Source organism: Pediococcus cellicola, from assembly GCF_001438655.1.
GTDB classification, from domain to species: domain Bacteria; phylum Bacillota; class Bacilli; order Lactobacillales; family Lactobacillaceae; genus Pediococcus; species Pediococcus cellicola.
In genome coordinates this window covers 66,402-83,104 of sequence record NZ_JQBR01000009.1, presented here as the reverse complement: position 1 = coordinate 83,104, position 16,703 = coordinate 66,402, and the positions used below count along the sequence as shown (strand labels likewise).

Genomic DNA, 16,703 nt, shown 5'->3' with positions numbered 1-16,703 from the left:
TCTTTTTACTTGTTTTGGGAAGCTGTCCTAATTATCTTTGTGTTTTTTCTCCACATGGTCGCGTGGCTGCTTTAAAGCATGTATTTCTGTTTTTAGGGTCTTAATTTCTTCCAGTAAAAGCTGATTTTGTTTGGTGATTTTTTCCAATTCTGGTTTGTCGGGTAGTTCGGTATGAACGAAGAAGTTTGTGATGGTACTGGTAAGGATACCAACTAAACAAATTCCAACCAGCATCAACGAAACGGAAGCAATTTTGCCAATTAGGGTTTGTGGACTGATATCGCCATAGCCTCCATTAGTTGTAGTGGTTATAGCCCACCAAAAGGCATTATTCCAACTTTCGTTTTCTACGATGGCATACAAGTTGGTGGCCAAAAACAGGATCACAACGCTGGCATATATAAAATAAATAAAACCGTTTGTTTTCAAGAATCGTTGTACATTACGCGAAAACTTCCCAGTTAATCCAACTACGCGCGTGAAACGAATTAATTTCAAGAGACGGGCGATACGTACCAAGCGCGCCACACGCAAAAAGGAAGCCAACGAATTAAATGGAATAATGGCTAGCAAGTCAAAAATATTATTCAAAAAGAATTGATTTTTCTTCTTGGCCAAGCTAAACCGGCAGAAATAATCAAAGGTAAAGAAGAAGAGAATACTATTATCAATCAGACTGAACGGCATTTTTTGCAAATTTGCCGTATTTCTAATGTCAAGGACTGCTAGTACGATAGAAATTATGGCCAAAACGGCAATTAAAATATTGTAGGCAGCAGAGCTAAAAAGAGCGGTTAGTTTTTCTTTCACCTGAATCACCCTTAAATAAAAATGACACGCAACGGTTTATAAAAATGACAAGATTAATATAATAGTCGCTGGCAGTAGTTGAGCGATGAAAATTTTACGGGTAACTGTTAAGCCACCATAGGCACCGACGATCATGATAAAAATCATGAATAAACGAATGACTGCCATCAGCATCGCTCCATTAAAAATAAAGAGGCTGAAAATAATAAGTAAAGCCAATGCGCCGTTATAAATGCCTTGATTCGCCAGAGCAGTACGCGTATGTGTTTGGCTTACGAAATTTAGTGGCATATCGAAAGTGCGAGCCTGTGTTTTAGGACCTGCAAACATTTCAATTAACATAATTCCCAAGTGTTCTAAAGCAATTAATGCAACTAAAAAGAGTGTTAAAGTTGTCATGATTTCCTCCAAATTGTTCGGTATAGTTTTATTGTAGAGGATTCATCGGGTATATGCGAACTTAATGACTACTTGGTTTGAATCTTACTGGCTAAAAGATAAAGCTGTGAAACAACGATATCTTTTGAAAATCACAATTTGACAAAGACCTGAAATGAGACGGATAATTCCTCTGAGGGGGAGTTAAAAATGAAACGAGAATTATCTGAACAACATGTTCGACGATTAAAACAATGGTATATTGGTCAACTAATTGTGAGCTTCTTGAGCTTTGCGGGGGTAATTGGCTATTCATTCCTGTTTGAACATGAACAAGTCACAGCAAGAAGAGTCATTATTTTGCTTTTTAGTGTTTTGACGGTGATTCTAGCACTCAAAATTCCGTTTGAAAAAGAATTACAAGCAAAGCAAAAAATAAGGCGGGCACTTAGAAAATGCAATTATTATTTTCAAACAATGGGTCAAGCCATATTACTACCGATTGGCTTATCCTATTTAATGCTGATTTTGCATCGTCTCACTCATTTAAGTTTTCTTATACTGACCGTTATTTTTCTGGTATATTTGCTTTTCATGTATATTCCCGTGACCTATTTTGTGTACATGCAGATTGAATCTCTGGTAGGTCGCATTATTTTACTTTGTTTCTTAATTGTCGAAGGAATCAGTGCCGGCTCACAATTAATCATGGAATATACGCGACCTAAGCAGGTTGGGTATGTCCTTCAAACCATTAATGAAACGCAGGCAGCAGACGTCGTTGCCATACTAGTCAGTGTGACTTTTCTAATGTACCTGTGGGGATTCAAACTACCTAGTTTTACATTTTCCAAACAGGCTAATTGGGGTGTCGTTACCTTTTTAGTTATTTTTTCGTTATGGTATGTCATTTGGAATGGGTTTGGTAGTGGCAGCCATGTTTCAGATATTTTGTTTAAGTATGACTTTTCAATGGCCAAAATTAATTTAAAAATGGTCTTGACGGCTTTGACGACGATTCAAGAGGAGTGGTTTTTCCGATTTGCAATTTTGTCCTTATGCCTACGGGCACTAAAAAATAATCGGCATCAGATTGAATGGGCTGTATGTAGTAATGGTATTTTATTTGGTCTATGGCATTTTGCAAATGGCTTTGCCGGTCAGTCCTGGTCGGCTACATTTGAACAAATGTTGTCAGCTGGAGCCGCAGGGCTGCTCTTTTCTTCTATTTACTTGTACACACGAAACATAGGTTTTCCGATTTTGATTCACTTCTTAAATGATTTCTTAGGATTATCGAGTTCGGCTAGTATGATCATGTCAGCACCGGGCACAATCGATTGGCTTACTACTATCGGACAAGTAGTGGTCTTCATCCTAATTGTTATCTTTCTGATGACTGGCAAACGTAAGCAGGCGATTCAGGCTACTTTAGATTACGAGGATTAAAAAAAGCATGTGACTAAGCAAAAATTCAAAAAATTGCCTGGTCATATGCTTTTTTAGTAACAAAATTTATTTTAAAACTTTAAAACGGTCGTGGTCATCGATGTAAGTTTTTGGTGCCGCAGGTTGTTCAATTGAACCGAATGGCATTTGTGCTCTTAGGACCCAAGTTTCAGGAATATCAAAAGCAAGACGGACCTCACCATCAATGATGGGGTTATAGTGCTGAACGTTTGCGCCAATGTTGTTGGCAGCTAAAGCGGTCCACACGTTTTGTTGTGCGCCACCAAGTCCTTGTTCTGACCAAGGTTCGATGTTGACGGCATACAATGGCACTTGTTTTTCATAATTTGCCACAACCGCACGATCTGTGAAGTATAAAATGGTGCCATAAGCAGCCTTGAAACTAGCCACTTTTTGTTTGGTAGTCTCATAAACTTGTGCACTAGGTACTTCAGATTTCAGGCGGTTAACGACGATGTCCCAAAGTTGGTCGTGCTTTTTGCCATATAAGATTACAGCTCGGGTCGTTTGTGCATTAAAGGATGTGGGTGATTCTCGAATGGCCATTTTTACTAAGCTGTTAATTTCGTCATCGGTTAAAGTCATATTTTTACCCAGATTATAAATTGAACGCCTTTTTTTCAAAGTATCTAAAAATTGTGTATCCATTTTTATTTTCCCTCTCATTCATGTCAAATTTACTTCTTAATCCTAGCAGCTCACATTTAGTAAGTAAAGAGGGTAACTACCGAAAGTGTTCAAAAATAGGTGCCATCGTCGGGAGACTATACGCGTCATTCACATCTTGGCTTGCTACGATCCGTTCTAACTATGAAATAAAATGTCTTTTTGTTGTGATGGGTGTGCCAAGTTTGAATTCATAATTTTTAATGAAAATGATGAAATGAATTAAATGATAAATTTGAAGTCGTACGCCTTGTTTCCGCTACCATTTTTGAGATATAATGCTTGGTATACTAAGCAAAAGTGGGGTTGGACAAATGATATCGGTATTTGATGTTGTGCGGATTAGTCGGATTGATCATGCGTTGGTGAATAGTCGCCAGTTAGTCATTACCGATGCTCAAGGGAAACCAAATGGCTTATTGACGGACTTGGTAAAAGATGTGATTGAAAAAATCAATATTTTTATGACAATTTCTTTGAGTACGACAGTAGATGATGTGTTGGTTGCGTTAAGCAAAAATACACCATTACCAGCAGATGCATTAGTGGAATACGAAAAAATATTAACAGAGACAGTTGTTAATATTAACTTTGCGCCGCGTAAGGGTGTTATTGAACTCGTTTTAGATCATCAATAAAAATCGAAAAAATTAGGAAAAAATGGGGAAAAAGGTGTTTTGATTTCGAGTGTGTCGTAGGAAATCAAATGATTGCTTTTTTAAATTGGCTGGCTTTATGGCTAAGTGGAGAAGTCAGGCTTTTTCCCGATTTCAACTAATAAGATTCAGAGAGACTGGAATTTTTTCCAGCCTCTTTTTGTATACTGCGAATTTATACACATCATTAGCTTTTTATGTAGGGATTTGCGATAATTAAATTAAGTAAATTAACCGAAAGGAAAGGTGATGTGATGAATAAACGCAAGTTTCACTGGCTGATTCAACTGGGCTTAATCTTAATTGCCCTAGAAATCATTGCGATTAGTATTAATATGTTTTACGCACCACATAATGTTGCTTCGGGTGGGACAACCGGAATTGCCATTCTATTACATGAAGCTTTTGGAATGAATATGTCGATTGTCGTTTTAATTTTAAACGTGGCAATGTTAGTCTTGTCGTATTTTACCTTGGATAAAGCAACTACTGCCCGTATTACGTTTGGTAGCTTATTTTTACCCGTCTGTTTGGCATTAACACCACAAATTAAATTGGTAGATGACCGTTTATTAGCCGTAATTATTGGTGGGGCCATCTTTGCTGCCGGAGTGGCGTTGCTTTATCATATTGATGCTTCTAGTGGTGGCACCACGGTACCACCGCTAATCTTCAAAAAGTACTTCAATATCAAACCGGCGTTTGGGCTATTAGCCATTGATGGTTTGGTTTGCTTTTTCAACGTGTTCGTTTCTGGTTTTGAAGCTTTCTTTTTAGCGATTCTGTCATCAGTTTTAACCATGTTTATCATGAACTATATCGAAACGGGGTTGGACCGGAAAAAGGTTATTTATGTGATGAGTGACGGGAATCTTGAGGATGTCAAGCACAGCCTAGTGACGATAATGGAAAAAGGTGTCACCATTTTTGATGTCAAAGGTGGCTATTCTGGAGATCAAAAACAAATGCTGATGCTTGTGGTTGAAAACGCCGAGTATCAACATATTCTCAACGAAATTCATGCAGTTGCCCCTGATGCATTTGCGTTAGTTTATAATGTGGCAGAAGTTCGAGGTGGGAATTTTTAAAAGGGTTTTCATTTTCGATACGAAAGCTGTAACATGGACTTAAACAACGAGAGATGGAGTGACAGATAGACATGACTGAATTTTATATTGTGCGGCATGGGCAAACGCGTGGAAATGTGACGAACTTTAAACAGGGGCAAGTTGACGAGCAGCCCTCACAATTAGATGAAACTGGAATCCAACAAGCAAAAGACCTGCATGACAATTTTGATATTAGCTTTGCGGACCGCATCATTGTTAGTCCGTTGACGCGAGCAAAGGATACAGCTGATATCTTGAATGCTGGACGAAACTTGCCCATTCAAATTGATAAGCGTCTTTTGGAAATTTCGTATGGGGACTGGGACGGCCGGTATGATGAGGAATTAAAGGCCAAATATGGAGAATATTTCATCCCTGGTAGCAACGCGGTTTATCCTAGTTACTACGAAGTGTCACACGGTGAAAAATTTACGGACGTAGAAAAACGTGTAGCTGAGTTCACGGCTGAAATGCATCAAAAGTATGCTCATGAAAAAATAATTATTGTGACCCACGGATTTACGGTACGAAGCTTTGCACAAAACGCGGTTAAAGCCATGGACCCCTTGGCATTTAAGGAACCAGCTAACTGCAGCGTGACAAAAATAGAAATTGCTGAAAATGAGCAACAAGGTTTATTTTATTACGGAAAAATGTTTCACTAAAGATAAGGTAAATAAAAACTAGGACTCACTAACAAAGGAGAATCTTATGAAAAAAACAACAATCTTGCTTCTTTCCTCTGCATTCCTTTTATTAGGTGGTTGCGCCAATAATTCAAATGATTCACGCTCAGAAAGCGACACGAGTAGTTCATCGGTTTCAAAAGCTAGTTCTTCCAAAAAAGCCACTTCAACAAGTAGTCACGCTTCAAGTCTAGTGGTCAATACGGATGACGAAACACAGCTTTTGACCAGTCCTTGGCAATTCAATAAATTCACGATTCATCAAATTGAAGCTGAAATTGATGATGGTCAATTAGAAGTAAAGGTGGATTGGGAGCCTAAAACTGAAAAACGGGCCAATTTCGCCAACTTTGGTGAAATCAAGGCAACGCAAGACGGGAAAACACTACGTACCGCTGAACGTGATGATGATTTTGATGAAGACGAAACAGTGCGTGATCTAGATGTCACTTATGCTTATCAAAACAAAACAGATCCTGTCACAATTCAAGTGAAATCGGCTGATGGTCAGACACATAGTGTGAGTTTTAAACTACAGTGATCAGCTTAATTTACGTGAAAACACTTTGGTTACTACCAAGGTGTTTTTTTGATTTCACGAAAAAATGGTTTTTCGTCAAAAATACTGCACGTACAAGACCAAAAAAGCTCTCAACTTGAGACTGTCCGCCCAAGTTGAGAGCTCTTTTTTAGATTTATTTTTAGTCAGTATAGGTAAGAATTTGATTTGCAATCATATCTGCCATTCGTAAACGGACATCATTAACGCTTGGAATAGGACTGCCATTTGTGAGCCAATGTCTGCCCTCTGTGGAAAGTCCCCAAATGTAAACGTTAGGCACGGGATCACCATCGCTGTCGATCATCTCCGCGGTTTCGGTCGTCACATCCATGGCACCTAATTGTTTCGTACTACCATTTTGAAAATGCAATTCATATGGACGTGCCATTCCGGTTTCCAGTAAGTTTTGAATTAATTCATTTCGACTGATTCTAATGTCAACGGGAGCTAACCGAGCTTCAATGACACTTTTAACAGCTACTTTGTGTTCTGGATAACGTTTGGAATATGCCACAAACTCATTTCCAGATGTTTCTAGTTGTAACTGAGAGCCCAAAATTTCAATCACACCGGCCTTAATCAAGGCCAGTAATTGTTCTAAGCGCAGAATTGGTGGGCCAACTGCTAAAAAGCTATTGAAACTGTTAAAACCACCAAGAATATATTTCGCATAGTCTTCATCCGAAATTAATTTGTAGGTCACCACTTTACGGATATTTGTACGTAACTCCCGTAAAGTATCCATGGCACTGGCAAATGGGCTGGTCTTGTTGCCCCATTTGGCTTCCGTAATATCGTGGTCCAAATATTGTAACAACACTTTTTGAAAATCAGCATAGGTCTTGGCAAAAGCATCTGGATGGGCCAGTGCCTCCCAATCTAAGCGATCCTCCTCAGCAATACCATAATCATCTAAGACTTCTTTTGAAAGCGGATCGTTTTGAAAGGCTTGCTCAAATTCATGAGCACTAATTCCCGTGTATTTTTGGGCAACCAGCTTGGTGTAATACGTGCAGGCTGCATCTGAATAAATATCGTTTAGAAATTCTTGACCGCTCATCTGTTCCTGATTTTCAATCATGTGAGCCACAAGTTGATTCGATAAGAAGTACAAAGGTCGCGTTTCACCGACAGCTTTTTGATCGAAGCCACGTGCGTGGTAAGGGAATCCCCGACCGGACCCCGCATAGATTTTAGGCTCCTTACCAGATGGTTCATAGACTAGGGTGTCATCTTTTTGACGGTGAAACTTACCGCCACGATGTGTGGTTAACATGATCATGGCGTCCATAAAGTTCAAACCTAGGCCGCGTAAAAGAACAGAACTTTGGGCAGGTATTGAGTCATAAGCTTGTTCAGAAGGATAGCCCGTGCGTAAATAAATTAAATGGTGTTCATTTGCAAAATGTGTCAGTTCTTTTTCAGTTGAAGAAGGTTCTGACATTCCTTCACCTAATGCCATTGAGACACCATCAAAGGTTTCTGCTGAATCGTCAAAACGGAGTTCGTAAGCATGGTGTGTGAGCCCTTTGACCGTCTTGACGGCTGTCTTATGAAGCTCAATGTGAACCATCTCGGGAGCTTTTTGAACGAGTTGCTGATAGAACCAATCCTGATAAACACCAAATAAAGCTCGGCTTGAATAGCTTTCTGAAGTCAGATGACCAATTTCTTTTACAAGGTAGTTGGCTTTTTCATAGTGCCCTGCCTGTATAAAGGTAATCCCAGAGCGCTGCGCCCATTCTAATAAGGTAGGCCCCGGATTAACTGGTCCTTCCATTTCAATCGTGTGGTCTGTAAACAAGGTGATTTTAGCGGCAAGTGAATTCATCAAAAGTTCATGAGGTTGATCGGACTGCCAAACGCGACCACCAATGCCAAATGGATCAAATAAGTGAATTTCTAGATTGGAAACTTGGACACGTGGATACCAAGCCAAAAGGCGTTCTAATGCCATTAGGTTTCGAGGCCCTGCGCCAATTAATGCAATTTTCATGATAAGTCACCGCGTTTCTATAAAATAAATTCTCTAACTTATATCGTAGCACATAAACGGTTGGAAAGAAGAAATAAAACCTCCCGTAGAAGACGGTTGACAGCGCTTTCTAAAAACGGTTACACTAATCATTGTAAGAATATGTAAGGAGGATGAAAATTAATGACAGCAAAATTTCCGAAGAACTTTTTGTGGGGCGGTGCTACCGCAGCTAATCAAATCGAAGGGGCCTGGAATGTGGATGGCAAAGGCGTCAGTGTTCAAGACTTATTAACGGGTGGTACGGTTGAAAAGCCACGCCATTTTACAGCTAAAGTGGATTCAAGTGCGTATTATCCATCCCATACTGCGAGTGATTTTTATCATCACTACAAGGAAGACATCAAACTTCTAGCTGAAATGGGCTTCAAGACATATCGATTGTCAATCGCTTGGACCCGCATTTTTCCTAAGGGTGACGAAAAAGAACCTAATCAAGCTGGCATTGATTTTTACCATTGCGTCTTTCAAGAATGTCATAAATATGGTATTGAACCACTAGTGACCATTTCTCACTATGAAGTTCCCTACCATTTGACCGAAGCTTACGGTGGTTTTACAAATCGAAAAGTGATTGACTTTTTTGAAAACTATTGCCGTGTTCTCTTTGAAGCTTACAAAGATGAAGTTCATCTTTGGTTGACTTTCAATGAAATCAATACCGCTTTGATGTTCGGTGGTGGTTATATTCAGGCCGGCGTTCCCGTTTCAGATGGGGCCTCAATTTTTGCTAAAATTACGAAAGAAGCAAAGCAAAAGGCCTTTCAAGCCGTTCATAATCAATTGGTTGCGAGTGCAAAAGCCGTAAAGCTTGCGCATGAAATCAATCCCGAAAATAAAGTTGGCTGTATGATTGCTGGTTCTGAAGTTTATCCGCTTACTCCAGATCCCAAAGACGTCCGTTTGGCGCAAGAACAGATGGAAATGAATAATTTCTATTGTGGAGATGTGCATGTACGTGGGGCTTATCCAGCATTTGCAAAGAAGTATTGGCGCGAAAATGATATTCATTTAGAGATTGACCCAAGTGACGCAGAAACGTTGAAAAATGGGACAGTTGATTTCTATAGCTTCAGTTATTATTCATCAGGTGCTGTCACGGTTCATCCAGATAAACAAGAAAAGGTCAGCGGTAACATGTCAGCCGGCACAAAGAATCCATATTTAAAATATAGTGATTGGGGCTGGAGCATGGATCCTGAAGGACTACGCATTTATTTGAACCAAGTTTATCAACGATATCAAGTGCCAGTCATGATCGTTGAAAATGGGCTGGGTGCTTATGATAAGGTTGAAGCCGATGGCTCGATTCAAGATGATTATCGAATTGACTATTTACGTGGGCATGTTCAGGCGATGAAAGAAGCTTTAGACGATGGTGTGGATCTGATTGGTTACACGCCATGGGGATGCATTGACTTAGCATCGGCAAGCACGGGGCAAATGTCAAAACGATACGGATTCATTTACGTCAATCGCCACGATGACCAAACTGGTGACTATTCACGAACGCCAAAGAAGAGCTTTTATTGGTACAAGAAAGTCATCGAAAGTAATGGTGAAACCATTTAATTTTTTTCAAGAGGCTGGAAAAATTCCGGCCTCTTTTTGCTTCCAAACTTTAATCCTCGAAATTAGCAAAAGACTGACGCATTCCTTTTAGATTTGCCATAGCAGTTTATCACTTTTGTGAATTAGCGTTTGCTGTTTGAAGTCAAAACACCATTTTAGCCACTTTTTTTTGGTATAAAAGTGGCTTTCAAATTAATTTAGTGAATTGACAAGTTTTTACTTGACTTAAAATAAGTAATTAGATAATCTAAATAGTGTGATGAACAAATGGAAAGGAAGATATATTATGATGCAGTCAAAAATGCAAGCTGAATGTTGCGTAGCATGTTGTCAAAAATACAACATGGTTATTTGTGCAACTGCAAATTGTAATTATCTTTCGCTAACATTTGCCTAGAATTTATAAGGTGATAAGTTAAGCCGATTAATTGCGTAATGCAGTTAATCGGTTTTTTGTTTGGTCAAATGAAAGGGCGTGATGCTTGTGTCACCAGGTTGTCCGTGTATTGAGAAAGTAACGTTTGTATTAAAAAATTGAGATAAATTCTAAATAGGGGAGTTTGATCAGGATGAAGAAAAGATGGATAGCTTTAACAACATTCGCGGCGGCATTAATTTTGGTGCTTGCGGGATGTGGAAATAAGAATTCAGAAAGTGGTTCAGGTAAATTAGCGGATAAGCAGGTTCTTAATTTATCGGCGGATGCACCTCTAGATACCATTGATATTGCCAAGGCAACTGGCTATGGGCAAACAGGAAATGTGTTTGAAAGCTTATACCGTTTAGGAAAAAATGGGAAGCCAATTGCTGGATTGGCTTCCTCAAGCAAAGTCTCTAAAGACGGCAAAACATGGACATTTAAAATCCGTTCGAATGCTAAGTTTAGTAATGGACAAAAGATTACGGCACAAGATTTTGTTTATTCTTGGCAACGCACTTTAAATCCAGACACAAAGTCGCAGTATGCTTATTTATTCTCAGGAATTAAAAATGCAGAAAAAATTAATGCTGGAAAGTTAAACCCTTCAAAGTTAGGTGTTTCGGCACCGGACAAGCAAACCTTTGTCGTTCATTTGGACGAGCCAATTGCTTACTTTAAAGTCTTGATGACGTATCCGCTCTTTTCACCAGTAAGTAAGAAAGTGATTGACAAGTATGGCAGTAAATACGCCACAAATTCTGAGTACATGGTTTATACTGGTCCGTTTAAGATGACTGGTTGGAAGGGAACAAATGATCATTGGGCGTTTGTTAAAAATAATCAGTATTGGGATAAGAAGAAAGTTAAGTTGAGTCGCATTAACTACTCAGTAAATGAGAACCCTTCAACCATTTTAAGTTTGTATCAATCTAAGAAATTAGATATGGCACAACTTTCAAGTACCCAGATTAAGAACTATCGAAACAATGCAGATTATCAAACGATTCCGTACAGCATTACACGTTTCTTAGCCTTTAACTTTAAATCATCAGATGCAAAAGTGCGCAAGGCAATGAACAATAAGCATATTCGTCAGGCCATTTCTTTGGCAATTAACCGAAAACAGCTAGTTAATAAGGTTATTGGTGATGATTCGACTTTACCTAAAGGTTTTGTACCAACCGATTTAGCCGAAAATCCAAAAACTGGCGAAGATTTTGCTAAACAGGCTTACCTTAAGGGAACTGTAGAATATGATGGTTCAAGAGCTAAAAAGCTTTGGAATCAAGGTATGAAAGAGATTGGGGAAAAGAAATTAACAGTTTCACTGATGTCTACGAATGAAAATGATGACAAGAACATTTCGGAGTATTTCCAAGTACAACTTCAAAATAAATTACCAGGTATGAAGGTTGACTTGGTGAATATTCCATCTAAGGTAGCATATTCACGAGCAGCCAAGGGCGATTTCGATATTTATGTTTCTGGATGGGGAGCAGATTTTACAGATCCAATTTCTCATTTGCAGATTTTACAGAGTAATAGTGGCTACAACTACGGTAAGTGGCAGAATAGCACTTATGATAAGTTAGTTAAGAACGCGCAGAATCAAGATGCCAATGATAAGAACAAACGTTGGGCAGATATGATTAAGGCTGATCAGTTGGTAGTGAAGGAAGCAGCCATTGCGCCGTTGTATCAGACAAACTATTCATTCTTGGTAAATCCAAAAGTGAAGGGTGTTATTCACAATACGGCTGGTACGCAGTGGAATTATAAGACAGCTTATATTAGTAAGTAAGTGAACGAGACTAATCGATGGGGCTAAACGCTATTTTATAGTGATGTCCTGTAAAAAAATTAGTCGTGCGCATTATGAATCTGTATTAAGTACCTACGAACGAACATAAGAACTTCAAAAAGCGTTCACACACCAATCTAGTTGGAAATTCAAACTGGATTGGTGTGTTGCTTTATAGTACTAAAGTAATGGAGGGGTCAAATGAGACCAAAAATAGGCATTGTCGGCAACGTATTTACTGGGGATTCGGAGATTTTTTATCACAATCATGCCACTTATACCTTCCAAGGCAACATTGATGCAATTGTTCAAGCGGGTGGATTGCCCGTTGTCATTCCAATTCAGACGCCAGAACTAGCTGAAGCGTACTTTGAAACTATCGATGGGTTATTTTTGCCAGGCGGACAAGATGTCACACCGAGTTTGTATGGGGAGCAAAAAGACGCTTTAGTCAAAACAACCTCTTTAAAACGTGATCAATTTGAAATGGCGCTGTTCAAGCTAGCTTGGGAGCAACATAAACCGATTTTAGGAATCTGCCGTGGCGTGCAATTAATTAATGTGGCGTTAGGCGGCACACTTTACCAGGACCAATCTTTGATAAAGCGAAAAGTGAAAATTCAACATGATCAAGCGCCTCAAAGCTTAGGAAATGTGGCCACACACTGGGTTAACGTCACAGGGAACCTACAGGCAATCTTGGGTGAGCGACTATTTGTAAATTCACTTCATCATCAAATGATTAAAGAATTGGCAACGCCACTTAAACGTAGTGCGACGGCTGATGATGGTGTCATTGAAGCGGTTGAGACAGTTGAAAATGAACGTCCCCTGTTGGGGGTTCAATGGCACCCAGAAATGATGTTGGCACAACCTGAAATGCGCGCTATTTTTGAGAAGTATTTGGCATTTTTTGAATAAAAGACGCCACTTTGATGTTTCAAAATGACCGCTTTGTCACTTCTTATTTAAAAAAAGTGTTAAACATTGATAGACGGGCATTTAACCCAGTTTGAGTATCAAACAAGCAAATTAATTTTATGACAAGTTCAAAGCCCTATTTATTGGGGTTTTGAACTTTTTTTGTCTCATAAAGAAAGTTATTTAAAGTTTACTTACGTTTTGACGACGCCTTTAGCAACTATTAAAGTTTTAACTTGTAAGTAATTAATGCGCACAAAACAGGAGATGGCAAGGACATGATTTTTAAAAACTGGGATCCGCATAGCAAACGATGGAGTTTTTTGGTGCTTGCACTAGTAATTCCGATCCTTTTAACAGCGATGATTTTCAGATATATTAGTACTTCGCAACAAGCACATACGACAAATACGAACGTAGCGGTTGTGAATAATGATCGTGCCGCGAATTTTCAAGATACAAGAGTAAATGCGGGGAAGCAAGTACTTTTGAATTTGAGTCATAATCATCAGGTAAAGTGGCATTTTGTTTCTGCTCAAAAAGCAAAAAATGAAATGAAAAAAGGACACTATTTGATGACAATCACAATTCCAAAGAATTTTTCTCAAAACATCACAACTGCTTTGGATAAAACGCCTAAGTCTAGCAATCTAAAAATTAAGTTGTCTAAACATAACAGCTTTCTTTCTCAGGTTATTAATGAGCAGGTTGCGAGTCAGGTGAAAACACAAGTTGTTGCCAGCATTCAGAAGTCTTACGACAAAACATTGCTGACTTCAATTAATAAATTAGGCACGGGAATCAAAAGCGGGTCTAATGGGGTCAAACAATTAAAAGATGGGGTTGTCCAATTAAAAGATGGCAATGCCAAAGTTGACCGAAACTTGCATGTTTTAGCCAACAGTATGATTACATTTGAGTCAGGAACAAAACAGTTAAGTGATGGTATCAATACATATGTGGCTGGTGTGGATACCTTAGCTTCAGGGAATAAAACTTTAGCCAGCGGCTTAACTGAAATGCAAACAAAGACGGCGCCTTTAGCCAGTGGGGTGGCTCAGTTAACAAGGGGAGCACAGAAATTAAATACTGGTGTCCAGAGTTACACAAACGGCGTAGCAAAAACTAAGGCCGGTGCGGACCAACTTAATTCTGGGTTAGCACAGTTGGCGACTAAAACGGCTGCATTGCCATTGGGAGTTGCTAAGTTATTTAATGGATCGTCCCAAGTTAATAATGGTCTGAAAACTTTGGCAGCCAAAACAGGAACCTTAGCAACTGGTGTGGACCAACTGAGTTTGGGGTCTACCTCATTGTCTTCAGGAATTACGACATACACAAACGGCGTAAGTTCGTTAAATGGTGGTTTAAGTTTATTGAGTAAGAGTTCACAAGACTTGGATGGTGGCTCAACAAACTTACTTTCAAGTGCCACCCAATTATCACAAGGTGTTAGTCAGTTGAATACAGCAGCTGATTCTGCAAATGCCAAAATTGCCGCGATGCAGCAACTTTTGGAAAGTGACACAGCCGCGATGGCTAACCTGAAGGATGCGCCGGCAACAATCGAAAGTGCACAGCAATTGCAAACTAAGTTGCAGACGTTAACGCCTGTTTTGAAACAATTGGCAGGATTAAGTAGCGTACTGTCTGAACTAAGTGAGGCTAAAAGCAGTTTAGCCGATGTGAATAGTTCATTTGCCAATTTGGATAAAGCTTCTAGCGCTTTGAATGATGCGGCGACTAAGGCAAAAGTTTCAGCAACTGCAAGTCAAAAAATTGTGAGTTTATTAGGCAGTGTGGATACTTCCAAATTAAGCAGTGCTGATCAAGCTAAACTTACTGAAGCCAAAAATCAGGCCACTACTAGTACCACTAATGCCGCAGCTTCTGCTAAAGAAATTGCAGCAACTGGAACTAGTTTACAAAGTTTGAGTAGTGCCAAAGACAAGATAAGTGGTTTAGCGGACACTTTAAGTCAGTTAAACGTTGATAGTACGACTATTAGTACCATTTCAGACTTAAGTAGTGTGGTTAGCCAAGCTAATGACTTATTAGCGTCACCATTAATGAGTGACACGACCGTTCAGACTTTAGCGTCACTTGAAAAACAATTGCCAACCTTAAGCGACAATTTGAATGAATTTAAACAATTCACGGCAGGTGTTCAGCAACTAAATGCCAAGGTGAATGGCAAAGATTCATTAGTTAGTGGTGTGACTACCTACACAAGCGGGGTAACAAAGTATACTGCTGGTGTTAATTCCGCAAGCGAGGGTGCCGCGCAGTTAGTAGCTAATAATGATGGCTTAACTGCTGGTGCCAGCCAAATTCAAAATGGATTGGGTACCTTGAACAGTCGGGTTCCAACTTTGACTAATGGGGTCACACAATTAAGTAATGGCGCTGGTCAAGTCACAGGTGGCTTAGCAAGCTTGAATCGTCAGGTTCCAAGTTTGGTTAATGGGGTTGGAAAACTGAAGAGCGGTTCTCAACAACTTGCGACAGGGTTAACCACTTTGACGCAAAATTCGGGAGCATTAAATTCTGGTTCGCAACAATTAAGTACTGGTTTGCAGACGTTGAATAGCCAAGTTCCAACATTAGTTAGTGGCGTCAATCGGTTAACAACAGGTGCAAATAAGTTGGTTGCTGGTGGTCAAAAACTGACACAAGCAAGTCCACAATTAACCAGTGGTGCTGCTCAATTAGAGACGGGTGCTAAACAAGGGAAATCTGGTGCTGATCAATTAGCTAGCGGTTCAGATCAGGTGCAGGCTGGCCTTGTCACAGCCAATACTGGAATTGCTTTGTTGAACTCGAAGCTCCAAGATGGCGCTACGAAGGTTCAAAACGTGAATGCAGAACCACAAAACGTTGATCACTTTGTGAATCCAGTTAATCAGGATCAAGTCTTGAACTCGGTTGGTTCGGTAAAGGCCATGTTTGCACCATTAGTGATTGCAATGATTTTATTTATCGCCGCGATTTTGAACCAATTAGGGCAATATGCTCGTCGTAAAGGGCATCGTCATAACGGGTTTGGTTTATCTAATGGCATGCTATTGCTCTTAACCCTCCTCCAAGTTGTGGGTGTCTTAGCCTTTACAATGATTGGTGGTATTGAAGTGTTACATCCGATTGAATTAATGGTGACTGCAATTGTGACTGGTGTGAGTTTCACAGCCCTGTGTGTCTTGATTGATTTGTTATTTGGCGCACCAGGAATATTGTTCTCCTTGATTTTGATGCTTGGACAACTAGCTGGCGTTTTGTTGCCAACTTCTATGTTAACCACTGTGTATCAAGCTGTTTCGGAACTTCTACCAGTTACTCATGCAATGAGTGCCTTTAATTATGCGATTAATGGTGTTGGTAATGGCATGTTCTTACAAACCGTAATTGTGTTGCTATATCCAATTGTGATTGGTGCAATCTATTACTGGGTATCACCACAAACAAAATTTGGTTTGAAAAAAGTTAAAGATTAATAGAAATATAAATAAAGGCATGTGTACTTGAAAATTAGTTCAACTGTGGATTCCTGTTTAATAAGATATCTATGACAAAGTAGTCGTCGATATCACACAGTGTTGTTTTCAAAAACACATGCCTT

13 protein-coding genes are annotated in these 16,703 nt (G+C 39.5%); 9 read left to right on the top strand and 4 right to left on the bottom strand.

Annotation, left to right across the window (positions count from 1 at the left end; genetic code table 11):
- Positions 1-27: 27 nt before the first annotated feature.
- Complete coding sequence (locus IV80_RS08340; RefSeq protein ID WP_057752142.1) at positions 28-810, bottom strand: potassium channel family protein; 783 nt, start codon at positions 808-810, stop codon at positions 28-30.
- A 36-nt stretch (positions 811-846) separates the two neighbouring features.
- Complete coding sequence (locus IV80_RS08335) at positions 847-1,209, bottom strand: DUF1304 domain-containing protein (RefSeq protein ID WP_057752139.1); 363 nt, start codon at positions 1,207-1,209, stop codon at positions 847-849.
- 189 nt (positions 1,210-1,398) lie between these two features.
- Between IV80_RS08335 and IV80_RS08330 the strand changes: the two genes are divergently transcribed.
- Entirely contained in the window at positions 1,399-2,637 is a 1,239-nt protein-coding gene (locus IV80_RS08330) for a CPBP family intramembrane glutamic endopeptidase (protein WP_057752136.1), read from the top strand.
- Between the two features lie 66 nt (positions 2,638-2,703).
- On the opposite strand, the gene IV80_RS08325 is transcribed toward IV80_RS08330, so the two are convergent.
- Positions 2,704-3,306 carry a nitroreductase family protein gene (locus tag IV80_RS08325; protein ID WP_057752133.1) on the bottom strand — a complete coding sequence of 201 codons (603 nt, stop codon included), beginning with the start codon at positions 3,304-3,306 and terminating at the stop codon, positions 2,704-2,706.
- 332 nt (positions 3,307-3,638) lie between these two features.
- On the opposite strand from IV80_RS08325, the gene IV80_RS08320 reads away from it, so the two are divergent.
- The 4 genes from IV80_RS08320 (at position 3,639) to IV80_RS08305 (ending at position 6,316) form a co-directional block, all read left to right on the top strand.
- Positions 3,639-3,962: a hypothetical protein gene (locus IV80_RS08320; RefSeq protein ID WP_057752129.1), complete on the top strand. Its 324-nt coding sequence runs from the start codon at positions 3,639-3,641 to the stop codon at positions 3,960-3,962.
- Between the two features lie 272 nt (positions 3,963-4,234).
- Entirely contained in the window at positions 4,235-5,068 is an 834-nt protein-coding gene (locus tag IV80_RS08315) for a YitT family protein (protein ID WP_057752126.1), read from the top strand.
- Positions 5,069-5,139: 71 nt separating this feature from the next.
- Positions 5,140-5,754: a histidine phosphatase family protein gene (locus IV80_RS08310; protein ID WP_057752124.1), complete on the top strand. Its 615-nt coding sequence runs from the start codon at positions 5,140-5,142 to the stop codon at positions 5,752-5,754.
- 46 nt (positions 5,755-5,800) lie between these two features.
- Positions 5,801-6,316 (top strand): hypothetical protein, encoded by a 516-nt coding sequence (locus tag IV80_RS08305; RefSeq protein ID WP_057752121.1) that lies wholly within the window; start codon positions 5,801-5,803, stop codon positions 6,314-6,316.
- A 160-nt stretch (positions 6,317-6,476) separates the two neighbouring features.
- Here IV80_RS08305 and IV80_RS08300 read toward each other — a convergent pair whose 3' ends face one another.
- The gene (locus IV80_RS08300; protein ID WP_057752118.1) at positions 6,477-8,333 is read right to left on the bottom strand and encodes an FAD/NAD(P)-binding protein; all 1,857 of its coding nucleotides are present in this window, start codon (positions 8,331-8,333) and stop codon (positions 6,477-6,479) included.
- 162 nt (positions 8,334-8,495) lie between these two features.
- On the opposite strand from IV80_RS08300, the gene IV80_RS08295 reads away from it, so the two are divergent.
- The 4 genes from IV80_RS08295 (at position 8,496) to IV80_RS08280 (ending at position 16,578) form a co-directional block, all read left to right on the top strand.
- Positions 8,496-9,944 (top strand): glycoside hydrolase family 1 protein, encoded by a 1,449-nt coding sequence (locus tag IV80_RS08295; protein WP_057752116.1) that lies wholly within the window; start codon positions 8,496-8,498, stop codon positions 9,942-9,944.
- Between the two features lie 569 nt (positions 9,945-10,513).
- Positions 10,514-12,166, top strand: coding sequence for a peptide ABC transporter substrate-binding protein (locus IV80_RS08290; protein ID WP_057752114.1), 1,653 nt, complete (start codon positions 10,514-10,516; stop codon positions 12,164-12,166).
- 201 nt (positions 12,167-12,367) lie between these two features.
- Positions 12,368-13,087: a gamma-glutamyl-gamma-aminobutyrate hydrolase family protein gene (locus IV80_RS08285; protein WP_057752111.1), complete on the top strand. Its 720-nt coding sequence runs from the start codon at positions 12,368-12,370 to the stop codon at positions 13,085-13,087.
- Positions 13,088-13,365: 278 nt separating this feature from the next.
- Positions 13,366-16,578 carry a YhgE/Pip family protein gene (locus IV80_RS08280; protein WP_057752108.1) on the top strand — a complete coding sequence of 1,071 codons (3,213 nt, stop codon included), beginning with the start codon at positions 13,366-13,368 and terminating at the stop codon, positions 16,576-16,578.
- Positions 16,579-16,703 lie beyond the last annotated feature (125 nt).

Bases quoted from the DNA above. Each gene is read 5' to 3' on its own strand.
- IV80_RS08325 (WP_057752133.1), bottom strand. From the start codon at position 3,306: ATGGATACACAATTTTTAGATACTTTGAAAAAAAGGCGTTCAATTTAT.
- IV80_RS08310 (WP_057752124.1), top strand. From the start codon at position 5,140: ATGACTGAATTTTATATTGTGCGGCATGGGCAAACGCGTGGAAATGTG.
- IV80_RS08280 (WP_057752108.1), top strand. From the start codon at position 13,366: ATGATTTTTAAAAACTGGGATCCGCATAGCAAACGATGGAGTTTTTTG.
- IV80_RS08330 (WP_057752136.1), top strand. From the start codon at position 1,399: ATGAAACGAGAATTATCTGAACAACATGTTCGACGATTAAAACAATGG.
- IV80_RS08285 (WP_057752111.1), top strand. From the start codon at position 12,368: ATGAGACCAAAAATAGGCATTGTCGGCAACGTATTTACTGGGGATTCG.
- IV80_RS08320 (WP_057752129.1), top strand. From the start codon at position 3,639: ATGATATCGGTATTTGATGTTGTGCGGATTAGTCGGATTGATCATGCG.
- IV80_RS08335 (WP_057752139.1), bottom strand. From the start codon at position 1,209: ATGACAACTTTAACACTCTTTTTAGTTGCATTAATTGCTTTAGAACAC.
- IV80_RS08315 (WP_057752126.1), top strand. From the start codon at position 4,235: ATGAATAAACGCAAGTTTCACTGGCTGATTCAACTGGGCTTAATCTTA.
- IV80_RS08305 (WP_057752121.1), top strand. From the start codon at position 5,801: ATGAAAAAAACAACAATCTTGCTTCTTTCCTCTGCATTCCTTTTATTA.
- IV80_RS08295 (WP_057752116.1), top strand. From the start codon at position 8,496: ATGACAGCAAAATTTCCGAAGAACTTTTTGTGGGGCGGTGCTACCGCA.
- IV80_RS08300 (WP_057752118.1), bottom strand. From the start codon at position 8,333: ATGAAAATTGCATTAATTGGCGCAGGGCCTCGAAACCTAATGGCATTA.
- IV80_RS08290 (WP_057752114.1), top strand. From the start codon at position 10,514: ATGAAGAAAAGATGGATAGCTTTAACAACATTCGCGGCGGCATTAATT.